The following is a 13,518-nucleotide window of genomic DNA, read 5'->3' on the forward strand; positions in this document are numbered from 1 at the left end:
AGGTTAAGTACAAGTTACGGTGGGTACGGAATCCCTGCACCAAATTTGAGTGCAGGGATTTTTTGTTGCAAAGATCGGGGCGTTTCGAAACTGAATTTTCAACAAAAAACCGCTCTGGTCCATAAACTTTTCTCTTCCGGTGCGTAACTCCATCAATACTTGATTCTACAGTTTGTGGATTTTTTTCCTCATCCGCCCATAGGACCGCCTATGTGTAAACCGGTCCTTCAAAAAATAAATTGCATTGTAAATCAATTACTTACCCCTAAGTTTCAATGTCACTTACGGACTGTGGTACGAATTTTTCTAGTAACAGCTGTATCCGCCGTAAGCGGGCGTTTGTTTCACTTAAACCGTTCTAAAGGTTATGAAATCGAATTTCAGTGGTCTACTGGTTGCCATTTTGACAGGCGCTGCCCTGGGTCTTTTGTTAGCACCTCGCAGTGGGAAAGATACCCGTAAGAAAATTTCGAACGATTCAGACAAATTTCTGAAAGATTTGCAGGACACGATTGCCGACGGATTCAACAGCATCCGGAATCAATATGATGATGCCAAAAGCAATCTATCTTCCAAATACAACGACGCCGTTGATACAGTAGCTTCGCGTACGAAAGGCACTGTAGAGCGCATGGAACGCAATTCTAAACATTAATTCAGTAAATTTGCTACCTTCATAAGTTGCAAACTTAAAAAAGGAAACACCATGAAAAGTTCAAGAGATTTTCTGTTAGGATTCATCACAGGCGTGGTTGCGGGTATTTTGACAGCACCGAAAAGTGGTCAGGAAAGCCGCCAATGGATCCAGGATGAAGCCGATAAACGCACCAAAGATTTACAGGATCAATGGAGCAAAGGCGTTGAACAGGTAAAATCGCAAGTCGAGCAGGTAAAATCGCAGGTCAATCAGTGGACCGGCAAACTGCAGAACGAAGGCGAAGAAAAAAAGCAGCAGTTTAATGATACCGTCGAAACTGCTGCGGATAAAGCGCATGATGGTGTGGATGCAGCTAAGAAGTCAATCAAAGTGGACTAAACCCCCATTCGATGCTATTTGCCAGGGCTTAAAGGCCACTTATTTGATTTACTCAACGATATGATAAGTAGCGAAACGCCTTAAAAATGGGCGTTTCGTTTTTTTATTACTTATTTTATTTGCACTTTGCTACCGTTGAACCAACTAATTTTAATTCGTTCAGATTTGGTTAATTGAGAAAAAAACGGCATTTTTATGATCATTGAACCTAATTGACCATTGAATTGAATTGAGACCAGCATTAATCAAAAAATAACTAGGTATTTTTCTTTGATTTTTTGACGAAATTTTAATGCTGAAGCTGTAAACAACTATTATATTTGCATACAATTCTTGGAAACAACTAAGTAACGATATTGACCTGACCACCGGTCGGGTCATTGTTAAAGACAGCCTAAGCCTGAACGGGCGGCTGTTTTTAAATGGTGTGGATATAGTCGGAAAGCTATTCGGGCAGTCTCGAATAGCTTTTTTGTTGTACCTCCTTCGTGATTTCACCTGATTTTAACCTCTCTTTAACTCCGGTTTAATCTACCCCTTTTACTTTTGAACGATCAAATTTCCGCTGTAAGTCAGCTAGTTTCTTACAAAAGGGAGGTTGAACATCAGAGCTGATGAAAATTAGCTTTGAATGGTGTGGATAGGATGAAAAAAGCTACCTGAAGATAAATTTCGGGTAGCTTTTTTGTTTACTTGCGTTATATATGGTATCTCGAAACGGGTCTGATAAATCCGGATAAGCCTATTCCTGATCAGTTATGAAAATTCTAGTGGTAGAAGACGAACCGAAACTTGCTTCGTTCGTAAAAAAAGGGTTAGAAGAACAATCGTTTGAAGTCGATGTTGCCTTTGATGGCCAGATCGGACGGAATTTGGCCCTAAGCAACAGCTATGATGTCATCGTGCTCGATGTGAATGTCCCGAAAATGAATGGCTACGACCTGGCCAAATCGCTGCGCTCGGAAAACATCAAAACGCCCATTCTGATGTTGACGGCCATGGGTTCGCTCGACAACAAAGTGGCAGGTTTTGAGGCCGGGGCCGACGATTATCTGGTAAAACCGTTCGAGTTTCGGGAATTGCTGGCCCGGCTGCGGGCGTTGAGCAAGCGAACGATTGATACCAGTTTGCAGGCTAATTTGCTGAAAGTGGCGGATCTGGAGCTGGATCTGAACGAAAAAATTGCCCGTCGGGGTGGTAAGCGAATCGAGCTGACCGCCAAGGAATTTGCCTTGCTGGAATACCTGATGCGAAACCGGAGCCGGGTTGTCTCCCGAATCGATATTGCTGAAAAAGTGTGGGACATTCATTTTGACACCGGCACCAACGTCATTGACGTGTACGTAAATTTTCTGAGAAAGAAAGTAGATAAAAATTTCCCGGTTAAACTGATCCATACCGTGATCGGAATGGGTTATATGCTAAAAGAGGAATAAGGAAGCGAAGAAGAAAGGAAAGAAATTATCGTTTCAGGCACATCTCCGGTCTTTCTACCCGATTTCCTTCCTGCTCACTCTGCCACTATTATGAATATCAGAGCCCGGCTAACTGTACTTTTTGCGCTGCTGGTTGGTTCAATCATCCTGCTGTTTTCGCTCACGATCTATTATTTATTCGATCAATACCGTGAACGGGAGTTCTATGATCGTCTCCGTCAGAATGCGTTAGCCACCGCTCAACTCCTCGAAAATGTTGCTGTCAGCGGTATTACGGATAAAATGCTGCAACAGATTGAGTTGAATTACATGTCGTTGTATAAAGGACACGTAACCATTTACCTGCCCAATAACCAGATTCTGCACTCGACCGACTCGAAACGGGAGATGGTTTCTCCCCATTTTTTGGAACAGGTCCGCAACGGGAAGGAGATTTTCCAACGCAATGGTATGGTCGAAACACTGGGAATCCGGTTTCCCGATCGTCATAAACGAATGCTTGTAATCGTAGCCACAGCCATCGACCGCTACGGTTTTACCAAGATTGAATGGTTACGCGATATTCTGGTGGTTAGCTGGCTCGTCAGTATGGGAATTGTGTTGCTGGCGGGGTGGTTTTTTGCCGGTGATGCGCTCAAACCGGTGTCTGATATTATTGATCAGGTAAAAGATATTTCGGCTACGAACATCTACGCCCGGCTGCGCGTCGGACGGCAGAAAGATGAACTCGCCAAACTGGCAGACACCTTCAACGAAATGCTCGAACGACTGGAGCAGGCCTTTATCCTCCAGAAAAGCTTCGTTTCACACGCTTCTCACGAGCTCCTGACACCGCTGACCATCATGGTAGGGCAGGTCGATGTAACGCTGATGCAGCCGCGCAATGAATTCGAGTATAAACAGGCGCTGGAAAGTGTGCTGGAAGAAGGCAAGAAAATGAACAACCTCGTCAACGGTTTGCTCGAACTGGCGCGGGTCAATGCAGATGCGGCAACCTTGTCCTTTCAACCGGTCCGGATCGACGAATTGCTCTGGCAGGGACGCAGTCGTTTATTGCAAAAAAATGAGGAATACCGGATCGATATTGAATATGAAAAACTACCCGGAAATGAGGAAGAACTGATTGTCATGGGGGAAGAATCGCTGCTCCAAATGGCATTTCAGAATCTGATTGAAAACGGCTGTAAATACTCCGAAGATCATCACATTACGGTGGCCCTCAACGCCCGCGAAGACAACATTCTCCTGACCTTTACCGATCACGGGTACGGCATCCCGCCCGAAGATCTCCCCCACCTGTTTGAGCCCTTTTTCCGCTCCGAAACCACGTCCGGCATCATTGGGCACGGCATCGGACTAGCACTGACCCACCGCATCGTGACGCTTCATAAAGGCCAGATTCACGTAGAATCCGAGATTGGAAAAGGCACTTCGGTGGAGGTAACGGTTCCTGTCCGAAAGATTGTTAAAGCCGAAAAACCGGTCGCATTCGAGCTGGATGAATAGGAAATACAACCGATTTAACTTGTTTTTAACTTGCCCTTAATTCACTTTTAACAGTTTTCAGACAACTTTGACTTCTGAGTTACAATTCATTTGTACATGGAGTCTGTTGTTTTATTAGTTGTCGCTGCCGGTAGCCTTGGAGTATTCCTATTCCGGGGACAGACAAAATTTTACCACAGTCTCTTTCTTCACATTCTCTTAATTGTAACCGCTTCCTCCTGGGCTTTTCGGTCGTTGTCGTCGGGTGGCCTGATGCAATTCAATCTGCTCGAAAAAATTGGTTTATCCTTACCCGTCAACATCGATAGTTTATCGGCTTTCTTTCTGGCAGTAATCAGTTTGACCATGTTAACGGGGGTTTTGTATGCCAAAGGCTATCTGAAATTATACCGTCAAACACGCTCGGACCTGCAACTATCCTTTCACCACCTGGCGCTGCTCTGGTTACATATTTCCATGATTCTCGCCAGCACGGCACGGGGTGGAATTGCGTTTCTGACAGCTTGGGAATTGATGGCTATTTCGTCATTTGGACTGGTGATATTCGAGGTAGAACGTAAAGAAATCTTCCGCACAGGGCTCCAATATTTCCTTCAGATTCAGGCCGGTTTCGCCTTCATTTTGGGTGCCTTTCTGGTCAGCCACTCAAGTCACCACGCATTTGGTTTCGATAGTCTCGGCACTTATTTCGCCAACCACGAAGTGTTCCCGGTTTTTCTTCTCCTGCTGATCGGTTTTGGCAGTTTCGCCGGTTTTGTTCCTTTCCACAGCTGGCTTCCTCCAACGCAGCTGGCAGCTCCGTCACACGTTTCGGGCATCATGTCCGGCATTCTGATTCAGATGGGAATTTATGGGATCCTGCGGGTACTCACCTCCATTCATACCGAATTATTCTCGATTGGGCTGGTCATACTCGCCATTTCACTGCTGTCGGCACTGGTCGGTATTCGACTGGCGTTTGTTCAACACGATGGCAAAACACTGCTGGCTTACAGCAGCATTGCTAACGTCGGAATTATTGGCATTGGCATTGGTGCGGGTTTGCTCGGAATGGCTTTTCAATCACCGGTTTTGGCGGCATTGGGTTTCACCGGCGGTATCCTGCACATTGTCAATCATTCGCTGTCCAAATCGTTGCTGTTTTACAGTTTTGGTTCCATTTATAGGGCTACGCACACCCGCAATATGGAGCAACTGAGCGGTTTAATCAAAACCATGCCAAAAACGTCGGTAGCTTTTTTACTCGGTTCGCTGGCAATCTGTGGCCTGCCACCTTTCAATGGTTTTGTCTCGGAATTCCTGATTTATTCGGGACTTTTAAATGGGCTCCGGCAGGAAACCGCATCGCTCAATCTGGTTATCTGGGGCGTAATCACTGGCCTCACTGTCGTTGCCGGACTGACGTTATTCGGTTTTATGAAAGTCTTTGAAAATGTTTTTTCGGGCCTGCCCCAGTCCGAAAGCACCGTCAATGCGAAAGAGGTGACCGACGACATGATCATGCCCAAAGTTATGGCAGGTCTGGGAATTCTGGCGATTGGGTTATTGCCCACCTTTTTTATAAAGTTATCCGGAAAAGTAACGGCGCTGTTTGTCAACGATCTCAGCCCCCTGAACGAGGTTGCTCCTACCCTGTTATATTCAGAAATGGCAGGAACTGTTCTGGTTGGTCTGGCCCTGCTGGTGTGGTGGAATCGATCCCAAAAACCGCTCCGAATAGATTATCACCAACCCAATTCGTTCAGTAAACCCAAAAGTGAACACTGGTATAGTTAGGCCAGTTACCAGCCAAACGATTCACAAATGGCCGTTTAAACTCATTGTCGGAATCCCCGGGCAATCCGTCGGAGTACGAAAGTAAAACCAATGGCAACCCGTTAATTATCTGTAATTTATTTAGGTTATTGGAAGCTCCGGCCGGTCACTTGACCGGTCGGACTTTTTTTACCTATCCCAACATTCCGGCCAGATTCGCCGGGGAGTAATTGATGTTTTTCAGCGTCTTCTGATCTGCCGACCGGTACACCAGGTATTTACCCTCCGACTCCACATAGTGGCATTCAACCCCTTTGTTCTGGTAATGCTGCACTGTTGCTTCGGCTTCCGCCACCGTCAGGCAGGCCTTACTGAGGTTCGACCGCTGCACTTCGTCGAACAGCGACTTGAATTTTTCACCCAAGCCGAATTCCAGAATAGCTCCGGCCAAAACGTACTGCAAATCGCAGAGCGCATCCGCCACTTCCACCAGGTCTTTTTGTACAATGGCAACCTCCAGTTCCTTTAATTCCTCGGCCAGTAAAGCCACCCGAAGCTGGCAACGGATTTCGGACGGAATCTGGGGTTGTTCTAAAACCGGGTGGTGAAAAGTCCGGTGAAATTCAGCAACGGCGTTTAATGAATCGGGTGTCTGCACTAGGATTACAGTGATTAATGATGATGACTATGATTGCAGTGATGACTATGATTACGGTGATGATTAGGTTGATTTGTTGTAATTAAAATATTGATTATGAGACCAATGAAACATGTTCTAGCTATCATCTTCCTCTTTTAATCATTTTCATCATCTAAATTCACCGTAATCATAGTCTAGAAATTATTCTTGATCAACTTAATTGAAATCGCCAGCAGAATAATGCCGAACACTTTCCGCAAGATGTTCATTCCGCCCGGCCCTAAGCGGTTTTCAATCCAGGCCGAAGACTTCAAAACGATGTAAATCAATATCAGATTAATCAGAATTCCGACCAGAATATTGGCGGTTGCGTACTCCGCTTTCAGCGAGAGAATGGTTGTCATCGTTCCGGCACCGGCAATGAGCGGAAAGGCAATCGGCACAATATGGGCGGCATCGACGCCGTGGTCATCGGCCTTAAAGATATTTCGCCCCAGAATCATTTCCAATCCCAGCAAAAAGATAATCAGCGCACCGGCCACCGCAAACGACGACACATCGACGCCGAAAAGCTTCAGAATGGATTCACCCACGAACAGAAACGCAACCATCAGCAGTGCCGACGCCAGGGTTGCTTTTTCGGACTCGATCTTCCCGGTTTTCTTACGAATATCGATAATGACCGGCAACGAACCGATTACATCGATCACCGAGAACAGAATGAGTGTAACAGAAATGATCTCCTTGAAATTTAACATCATATCTATAGACTGAAGTCCGTGTTTTAATTTGTTTTACTTCCGACACAAAGAAACACAGACTAAACGGGTCCGCCTGGCGGGCTGTAGGTTTGTAAAAAGCTCTTTAATTTTTCAATTTCCCAGTCCTCAATCGCCGGAAAATTGGCAATACGGAACGTGTTCGATTTCCAGTCACCATAGCCATTTCCGAGCGTGATACCGTTTTTTTGCGCAGCGGTTTTCACCGCCCGGATGGCATCTTCGTTTCCCCGAACGGCAATCACCGTATCCGAGCGCTGCTCCGGATTTTCGATCAATAACCGCCAGTCGGTTTCCTGCTCAATAAACCGGTACCAGTCGGCGGCTCGTCGGCAAATAACCGCATCCACTTCCGCAATGGGCGGTAACTGTTGCAATACGTTCATTAACAGATAAATACCCAAACCATTCGGCGTAAATGGGGTCTGGTATTTCTCCATATTTTCGTGAATGAAAAGCAGGCTGTTGTAAAACTGCCGGTCGTTGATGATTTCGGCCTGTTCGAGCGCGTTGGGCGAATAAATCAAAACCGCCAGCCCCGCCGGCAATCCCAGGCATTTCTGAACGGAAGCAAACCAGACATCCGCCAGCGACCAGTCGAACGCTAAGCCACCCAGCGACGAAACCGCATCGACCGCAATCAGCCCCGTAAAGTCCCGCCGAAACTGCGTCAGGGTATCCATCCGAACCTGCGTCCCGTTCGACGTTTCATTCTGCACGACACAAAGCACATCCGCTTCGCCCGGCAGAATCATCGGTTTGATGCGGTGGGCGTATTCCATCCACTTTTTCCCAAATGCCCCACCGTAGGGATGCAGGCTGCTCGTGACCGTCAGCGATTGGGCAATAATTTCCCAGCATTCCGTAGCAGACGACGCAAACGCAATGTGATAATCCGCCGGAATCACCAGCTTTTCGTGCAGCAATCGAATCGTTTCCTCCACCACGGCCATAAAACCGGGGCTGCGGTGATTCAGGCTGACAATTCCCGACTGAATAGCTTCCTGGGCATAACCGGCAACCTGCGGATATACTTTGGAAGGGCCGGGATAAAAAGTAATCATTTCCGTTTCCTTACGATTTACGCTCTAAACTCAACAGATATTGCACCGCCAGGTTATAGCCCAGCAACCCCAAACCCACGATGACCCCCTTGCACTTGGCCGACAGGTAGCTGTGGTGCCGAAACGATTCGCGGGCGTGAACATTCGAAATATGCACTTCAACGGCCGGTGCCGGAACTGCTGATAACGCGTCGGCCAGGGCAATCGAGGTGTGGGTGTAAGCTCCGGCGTTGATGACGATTCCGTCGATGGTAAACCCGAGTTCGTGTATTTTATCGATCATTTCGCCCTCGTGATTCGACTGAAAATACCGGATTTGAACGTCCGGGAACGCCTGTTCGATGGTTTCGAGGTAATCGACAAACGTCCGGCTGCCGTAAATTTCCGGTTCGCGCTTACCCAGCAGGTTCAGATTCGGGCCGTTCAGAATAAGAATTTGTTTCATAGTGAAATGGTCAGGGGCGGTTTTTGTTGCCGTCGGATGATTGGGTATCTCCGAATAAATCCGTAATTCGCAACGGATAATCGGGGATTTACACTGTGTGGCAAAGTTACATTAACGCATTTAAAAACTACCTGAAACTGGAACGTTCGCTGGCCGAAAATTCCGTTGAAGCCTATTTGCACGACATCAGCAAGTTACACGAATTTCTGGAGCTGGCGGGCGAACCGGTTTCGCCAACGCTGGTTTCGGAAGGTTTGATTTTTGATTTTCTGGCTTATCTGACCGACCTCGGTTTGTCGGCGCATTCGCAGGCCCGGATTCTCTCCGGCCTGAAGGCGTTCTACAAATTTCTGCTGCTGGAAAACGAAATTCAAACCGATCCCACCCAATTGATCGACGGGCCGAAACTGAGTCGGAAACTGCCCAACACCCTCAGTTTTCCCGAAATAGAAGCCATTCTGAGCGTCATCGACCTCTCGACGCCCGGCGGCACCCGCGACCGCGCCATGCTCGAAATGCTGTACAGCTCTGGTTTACGGGTTTCCGAATTACTCGATCTCCGGCTGACGAGCTGTTATTTTGAAGTCGGTTTCATCCGGATTTCCGGCAAAGGGAATAAAATGCGCCTGGTTCCCATCGGGAAAGATGCGATTAAACACACAACTCTCTACGTTGAGCACGTTCGGAATCAGCTGGATATCCAGAAAGGTGCGGAGGATACGGTTTTCTTAAACCTGCGGGGTGGTCCACTCTCGCGCGTTTCGGTTTTTAAAACCATCAAAAAGCTGGCGCTTGAAGCCGGAATTCAGAAGGAAATCAGTCCGCACACCTTCCGGCATTCCTTTGCGACCCACTTGATTGAAGGAGGAGCGGATTTACGGGCGGTTCAACAGATGCTTGGACATGAATCAATTACGACCACAGAAATCTATACCCACCTCGATCGCGATTACCTAAAGCAAATTATTACGGATTTCCATCCCCGATCGGCTGGAAACAAAAGTACCCGCCATCAGCAATAGCGGGTACTAATCTCGTCGGTTAACCCTAACCCAAATCACATTTTATTTTTAATGATTACGAAGGTTCTCCGGTGGTTTTTTCACCGGAAAAATAATGTTCAGGTTGTTTGAATAATAGATTAAATGATGTCATACTGCCGTAAATCCGGGTGATGTACTGCTGAATATTTACCTTCTCTTCATCGTCGATCGAACTGGCATTGACGCGTTGTTCCAACACCCGCAGCCGGTCGCGCATCATGACTATTTTATGAAAAAAGGCATCAATCGGTATTTCTTTGGACGCCAGATCCAAACGACCCGGTTTTAAAATTAATTTGCCACCCTTCCATTTATCGCCCAGTGGCACAACTTCTGAAACATCCGCCCATTTTTGCAGGATTCTGGATAACGATTGCTCCACATCAAACAGGCTCACCAGATCACTGTCCGGTTCCACCAGTTCGATAATTTCCAGTGGCATGTCCAGCTTTATTATTTTGACGCCAGATTCGACAAAAGTCACAACGTAACCATTCGATTTTACATTAATTATCACACCCAGGCCAAATTCGGCATGTCGCACCCGCGATCCAATTCCTAAAATAGTATTCATAAAGAGTTAATTTGCTTGCACAAAAATCAATCAAACGATGTGCCAAAATGGGGAGTGCTGACGATTGACGATAGACCATCGACCGAAAGCAATGGTCTATCGTCAATGGTCAATCGTCAACAGTCTCCTTTGGAAGAAGGACGTTACAAACACAGGTCGATTTTGAAGTAACGGTAGTCGCTTCATCGAGGAGTTCAAAACCGCCTTTGATGCTATCCCAAAGCTCGTCGCTGTGTTTATGGTTGTTAATGGTGACGATCAGTAAACCGTTGGCTTTAAGATAAGTAGCATACCGCTGAAGCGTTTTAAGCGGATGTTTGCTGTAATAGATTGACTCATTGAAAACGATTATATCAAACTGGCCGCTAGGCTGGTACAGATCCATGTCAGCCACCAGATAAGTGCATTTTTCGTCGGCCAGAGCCTGAGCAGTTTGGATCGCACTGTCTGCAATATCCATCCCTACAAATCTTCCGTAATTCTGGGTTTGCAGCCGCTGTTGCAGGAGACCTTCCCCACAACCAATCTCCAGAATTTCAGGCTGACCCGGTTTCAGATATTTAATATATCCAACAATGACGCTAAACCGGGCTAATTCGTCGAGTCCTTTCAGCCCATCCCACAGCCCTTTGTCATATTGGTAATTCCAGCGGTCGCGGTTATTGCGGAGAATCTTTCGTTTGAAGAATGAAGTGAACGATTGCATGCGGTTTTAATTGGGATTTACGGCACTAGCTAATCTTATCGCCTGGTACTATCCTCAATAAAGAGCGTGTCAGCCACATCCAGGGCCGAGGTGTCGATGGCCGTTCCGTCCGGTTCGGTGGGTAGTGCCCGTTCAAGCTGTCGCTTTTTATTCCAGGGGGCCGTCGTACGACGGCCCATATCGACGGCTACCAAAACAACAATTAGGGTAAAAATGAGGGCGGCCGTAAACAGGATGCGCCGGTTTTTATTCATGATTCTTTCAATTTTTTGGGCGAAATGAGGTCGACCAAATGCCCCGTCCGGCCCGAAACCTCCGCCCAGTTCAGGTCGTCGAACTCAATGACGGCAACTGCTCCCTTGCTCATCGAGCCCACATCGGCGTGGGTCAGATACTCGGCGAAATAGGAAATGTCGGGATTATGGCCAAATAACATTACCGACTTACAATTCCGGTCCACGTTGTTAATGGCCGCAATATACGCCTTTGGGCCACCATCGAATAATTTGGGTTCCAGCACCAGCGTTTCCGGATCGACCCGCAACTGCTCGGCCATTACTTTCCCGGTGTCCTTGGCCCGATTGGCCGTGCTGCTGATCAGGCAATCCGGTTTTACGCCCAGTTCGGCCAGGTGATGTCCCACCCGCGCGGCAGCCATAATGCCTTCCGGAACCAGGTCGCGGTCGTGATCGCGCTGGAAACTGGCACGATCCTCTGCTTTGGCGTGCCGGACGAGGTATAACGTTTTCTTCATGTGTTAGGTTAAGTAGACCGTTTTTTTTCAAAACTAATCATTCTGTTGAAAAGACAATCTGTCAACTCGGCCAGACGACGGAATGTTGCTCAACCCGCCCCTAAAAATTTCGTATCTTTGTGTTTTAACACGACCAGATACGCCAAATCCGTCTGCTGTTGCAGATTATTTATAATGAGTACGATCGAAGAAATCAGCCGTCGCCGAACATTTGCCATCATTAGTCACCCGGATGCCGGAAAAACGACATTGACCGAAAAGCTACTGCTCTTTGGAGGAGCCATCCAAACCGCCGGTGCCGTTAAATCGAATAAAATCAAGAAGTCGGCCACGTCGGACTTCATGGAAATTGAAAAACAACGGGGTATTTCCGTGGCTACGTCGGTGATGACGTTCGAATACAAAGACCTAAAAATCAATATTCTGGACACGCCGGGCCATAAAGATTTTGCGGAAGACACCTACCGGACGCTGACGGCGGTTGATAGCGTTATTCTGGTCATCGACTGTGTAAAGGGCGTGGAAGAACAAACCGAGCGGTTGATGGAAGTGTGCCGGATGCGCGATACGCCGGTGATTATTTTCATCAATAAACTCGACCGCGAAGGCCAGAGTCCATTCGATTTACTGGACGAACTGGAAACAAAACTGAACCTCCGCGTTCGCCCGCTGACCTGGCCGGTCAACATGGGATCGGCTTTTAAAGGGGTTTATAGTCTGTACGATAAAACGATGAATTTCTTCCGCGTTAACAAAACGAAAGTGGAAGAAGATATTCTGGAAATCGACATTGATTCACCGGTTTTGGATCAGAAAGTGGGCGAACGGGATGCCGAGCAGCTCCGCGAAGATTCGGAACTGATCGAGGGCGTTTACGACCCGTTCGACCGGAAAACCTATCTGGAGGGCAAAGTAGCACCGGTTTTCTTCGGTTCCGCCGTTAACAATTTCGGGGTGAAGGAGTTACTGGACACGTTCTGCAACATTTCGCCCGAACCGATTGCCCGCGCCACTGACAAACGCATTGTCTTTCCGGACGAACCAAAATTTAGTGGTTTTATCTTTAAAATTCACGCCAACCTCGACCCGCGTCACCGCGACCGGATTGCGTTTCTCCGCATTTGCTCGGGTGTTTTCGAGCGTGGGAAATTTTATCACCACACCCGGCTGGATAAGGACGTGCGGTTTTCGAGCCCGTTCAGTTTCATGGCCGATAGCAAAAGCATTGTAGATGAAGGCTTTCCCGGCGATGTGGTCGGTTTGTACGATACCGGTTCGTTCAAGATTGGGGATACATTGACCGAAGGTGAAGAAATGCGGTACGTCGGGATTCCGAGTTTTTCGCCGGAAATCTTTAAAGAATTGATTAATTCGGACCCGATGAAATCCAAGCAACTGGAAAAAGGGATTCAGCAATTGACCGATGAGGGAGTGGCCCAGTTGTTTACGATGACCAGCGGAAACCGGAAAATTGTCGGTACGGTGGGAGAACTGCAGTTTGATGTGATTCAATACCGGCTCGAACACGAATACGGCGCCAAATGTCGCTGGGTGTCGCTGCCGGTCACCAAAGCCTGCTGGCTGACGTCGGATGACAAAAAGAAACTCGACGAATTTATCCGGCTGAAAGGGCTGGCCATTGCGTACGACAAAGACAGCAACCCGGTTTTTCTGGCCGAATCGGACTGGATTCTGCGGATGAACATGCAAAACAATCCCGAAATCAAGTTTCACTTTACTTCCGAATTTAAAACGGCAGTTGAGGCTTAATTCATTTCAG

At 47.4% G+C, this 13,518-nt stretch carries 15 protein-coding genes; 7 read left to right on the forward strand and 8 right to left on the reverse strand.

Annotation, left to right across the window (positions count from 1 at the left end):
* The first annotated feature begins 367 nt into the window (after positions 1-367).
* From EHT25_RS21575 to EHT25_RS21595, 5 genes are all read left to right on the forward strand, one after another.
* Positions 368-655: a YtxH domain-containing protein gene (locus EHT25_RS21575; RefSeq protein WP_124877251.1), complete on the forward strand. Its 288-nt coding sequence runs from the start codon at positions 368-370 to the stop codon at positions 653-655.
* A 51-nt stretch (positions 656-706) separates the two neighbouring features.
* Positions 707-1,036 (forward strand): YtxH domain-containing protein, encoded by a 330-nt coding sequence (locus EHT25_RS21580; protein WP_124877252.1) that lies wholly within the window; start codon positions 707-709, stop codon positions 1,034-1,036.
* 758 nt (positions 1,037-1,794) lie between these two features.
* Positions 1,795-2,472 carry a response regulator gene (locus tag EHT25_RS21585; RefSeq protein WP_124877253.1) on the forward strand — a complete coding sequence of 226 codons (678 nt, stop codon included), beginning with the start codon at positions 1,795-1,797 and terminating at the stop codon, positions 2,470-2,472.
* A gap of 90 nt (positions 2,473-2,562) precedes the next feature.
* Positions 2,563-3,978, forward strand: a complete 1,416-nt coding sequence (locus EHT25_RS21590; protein WP_124877254.1) for a HAMP domain-containing sensor histidine kinase — start codon at positions 2,563-2,565, stop codon at positions 3,976-3,978.
* A 96-nt stretch (positions 3,979-4,074) separates the two neighbouring features.
* Positions 4,075-5,754, forward strand: coding sequence for a proton-conducting transporter transmembrane domain-containing protein (locus EHT25_RS21595; RefSeq protein ID WP_124877255.1), 1,680 nt, complete (start codon positions 4,075-4,077; stop codon positions 5,752-5,754).
* 172 nt (positions 5,755-5,926) lie between these two features.
* Here the strand turns inward: EHT25_RS21595 and EHT25_RS21600 are convergent, their stop codons facing one another.
* From EHT25_RS21600 to aroQ, 4 genes are all read right to left on the reverse strand, one after another.
* Complete coding sequence (locus EHT25_RS21600) at positions 5,927-6,391, reverse strand: pyrophosphohydrolase domain-containing protein (protein ID WP_124877256.1); 465 nt, start codon at positions 6,389-6,391, stop codon at positions 5,927-5,929.
* A gap of 176 nt (positions 6,392-6,567) precedes the next feature.
* Entirely contained in the window at positions 6,568-7,131 is a 564-nt protein-coding gene (locus tag EHT25_RS21605; RefSeq protein WP_124877724.1) for a MarC family protein, read from the reverse strand.
* Positions 7,132-7,193: 62 nt separating this feature from the next.
* Positions 7,194-8,216, reverse strand: a complete 1,023-nt coding sequence (locus EHT25_RS21610; RefSeq protein WP_124877257.1) for an aminotransferase class V-fold PLP-dependent enzyme — start codon at positions 8,214-8,216, stop codon at positions 7,194-7,196.
* 10 nt (positions 8,217-8,226) lie between these two features.
* Positions 8,227-8,661: a type II 3-dehydroquinate dehydratase gene (gene aroQ, locus EHT25_RS21615; RefSeq protein WP_124877258.1), complete on the reverse strand. Its 435-nt coding sequence runs from the start codon at positions 8,659-8,661 to the stop codon at positions 8,227-8,229.
* 95 nt (positions 8,662-8,756) lie between these two features.
* On the opposite strand from aroQ, the gene xerD reads away from it, so the two are divergent.
* Positions 8,757-9,683, forward strand: a complete 927-nt coding sequence (gene xerD, locus EHT25_RS21620) for a site-specific tyrosine recombinase XerD (protein WP_124877259.1) — start codon at positions 8,757-8,759, stop codon at positions 9,681-9,683.
* A gap of 55 nt (positions 9,684-9,738) precedes the next feature.
* Here the strand turns inward: xerD and EHT25_RS21625 are convergent, their stop codons facing one another.
* From EHT25_RS21625 to EHT25_RS21640, 4 genes are all read right to left on the reverse strand, one after another.
* Positions 9,739-10,278 carry a DUF8685 domain-containing protein gene (locus EHT25_RS21625; RefSeq protein ID WP_124877260.1) on the reverse strand — a complete coding sequence of 180 codons (540 nt, stop codon included), beginning with the start codon at positions 10,276-10,278 and terminating at the stop codon, positions 9,739-9,741.
* A 109-nt stretch (positions 10,279-10,387) separates the two neighbouring features.
* The gene (locus tag EHT25_RS21630) at positions 10,388-10,984 is read right to left on the reverse strand and encodes a class I SAM-dependent methyltransferase (RefSeq protein ID WP_124877261.1); all 597 of its coding nucleotides are present in this window, start codon (positions 10,982-10,984) and stop codon (positions 10,388-10,390) included.
* Positions 10,985-11,019: 35 nt separating this feature from the next.
* Entirely contained in the window at positions 11,020-11,238 is a 219-nt protein-coding gene (locus EHT25_RS21635) for a hypothetical protein (protein ID WP_124877262.1), read from the reverse strand.
* A complete protein-coding gene (locus EHT25_RS21640) occupies positions 11,235-11,738 on the reverse strand; it encodes a SixA phosphatase family protein (RefSeq protein ID WP_124877263.1) in 504 nt (167 codons plus the stop codon). The genes EHT25_RS21635 and EHT25_RS21640 overlap by 4 nt, the downstream gene beginning before the upstream one ends.
* 174 nt (positions 11,739-11,912) lie before the next feature.
* Between EHT25_RS21640 and EHT25_RS21645 the strand changes: the two genes are divergently transcribed.
* A complete protein-coding gene (locus EHT25_RS21645) occupies positions 11,913-13,508 on the forward strand; it encodes a peptide chain release factor 3 (RefSeq protein ID WP_185731445.1) in 1,596 nt (531 codons plus the stop codon).
* Positions 13,509-13,518 lie beyond the last annotated feature (10 nt).

Origin of the sequence: Larkinella rosea (assembly GCF_003858635.1) — a bacterium.
GTDB lineage: Bacteria > Bacteroidota > Bacteroidia > Cytophagales > Spirosomataceae > Larkinella > Larkinella rosea.

What these genes read in the sequence shown, in the direction of transcription:
- EHT25_RS21590 (WP_124877254.1), top strand. Translation starts at nt 2,563, where the DNA reads ATGAATATCAGAGCCCGGCTAACTGTACTTTTTGCGCTGCTGGTTGGT.
- aroQ (WP_124877258.1), bottom strand. Translation starts at nt 8,661, where the DNA reads ATGAAACAAATTCTTATTCTGAACGGCCCGAATCTGAACCTGCTGGGT.
- EHT25_RS21625 (WP_124877260.1), bottom strand. Translation starts at nt 10,278, where the DNA reads ATGAATACTATTTTAGGAATTGGATCGCGGGTGCGACATGCCGAATTT.
- EHT25_RS21640 (WP_124877263.1), bottom strand. Translation starts at nt 11,738, where the DNA reads ATGAAGAAAACGTTATACCTCGTCCGGCACGCCAAAGCAGAGGATCGT.
- EHT25_RS21605 (WP_124877724.1), bottom strand. Translation starts at nt 7,131, where the DNA reads ATGTTAAATTTCAAGGAGATCATTTCTGTTACACTCATTCTGTTCTCG.
- EHT25_RS21645 (WP_185731445.1), top strand. Translation starts at nt 11,913, where the DNA reads ATGAGTACGATCGAAGAAATCAGCCGTCGCCGAACATTTGCCATCATT.
- EHT25_RS21595 (WP_124877255.1), top strand. Translation starts at nt 4,075, where the DNA reads ATGGAGTCTGTTGTTTTATTAGTTGTCGCTGCCGGTAGCCTTGGAGTA.
- EHT25_RS21580 (WP_124877252.1), top strand. Translation starts at nt 707, where the DNA reads ATGAAAAGTTCAAGAGATTTTCTGTTAGGATTCATCACAGGCGTGGTT.
- EHT25_RS21610 (WP_124877257.1), bottom strand. Translation starts at nt 8,216, where the DNA reads ATGATTACTTTTTATCCCGGCCCTTCCAAAGTATATCCGCAGGTTGCC.
- EHT25_RS21575 (WP_124877251.1), top strand. Translation starts at nt 368, where the DNA reads ATGAAATCGAATTTCAGTGGTCTACTGGTTGCCATTTTGACAGGCGCT.
- EHT25_RS21585 (WP_124877253.1), top strand. Translation starts at nt 1,795, where the DNA reads ATGAAAATTCTAGTGGTAGAAGACGAACCGAAACTTGCTTCGTTCGTA.
- EHT25_RS21635 (WP_124877262.1), bottom strand. Translation starts at nt 11,238, where the DNA reads ATGAATAAAAACCGGCGCATCCTGTTTACGGCCGCCCTCATTTTTACC.
- EHT25_RS21630 (WP_124877261.1), bottom strand. Translation starts at nt 10,984, where the DNA reads ATGCAATCGTTCACTTCATTCTTCAAACGAAAGATTCTCCGCAATAAC.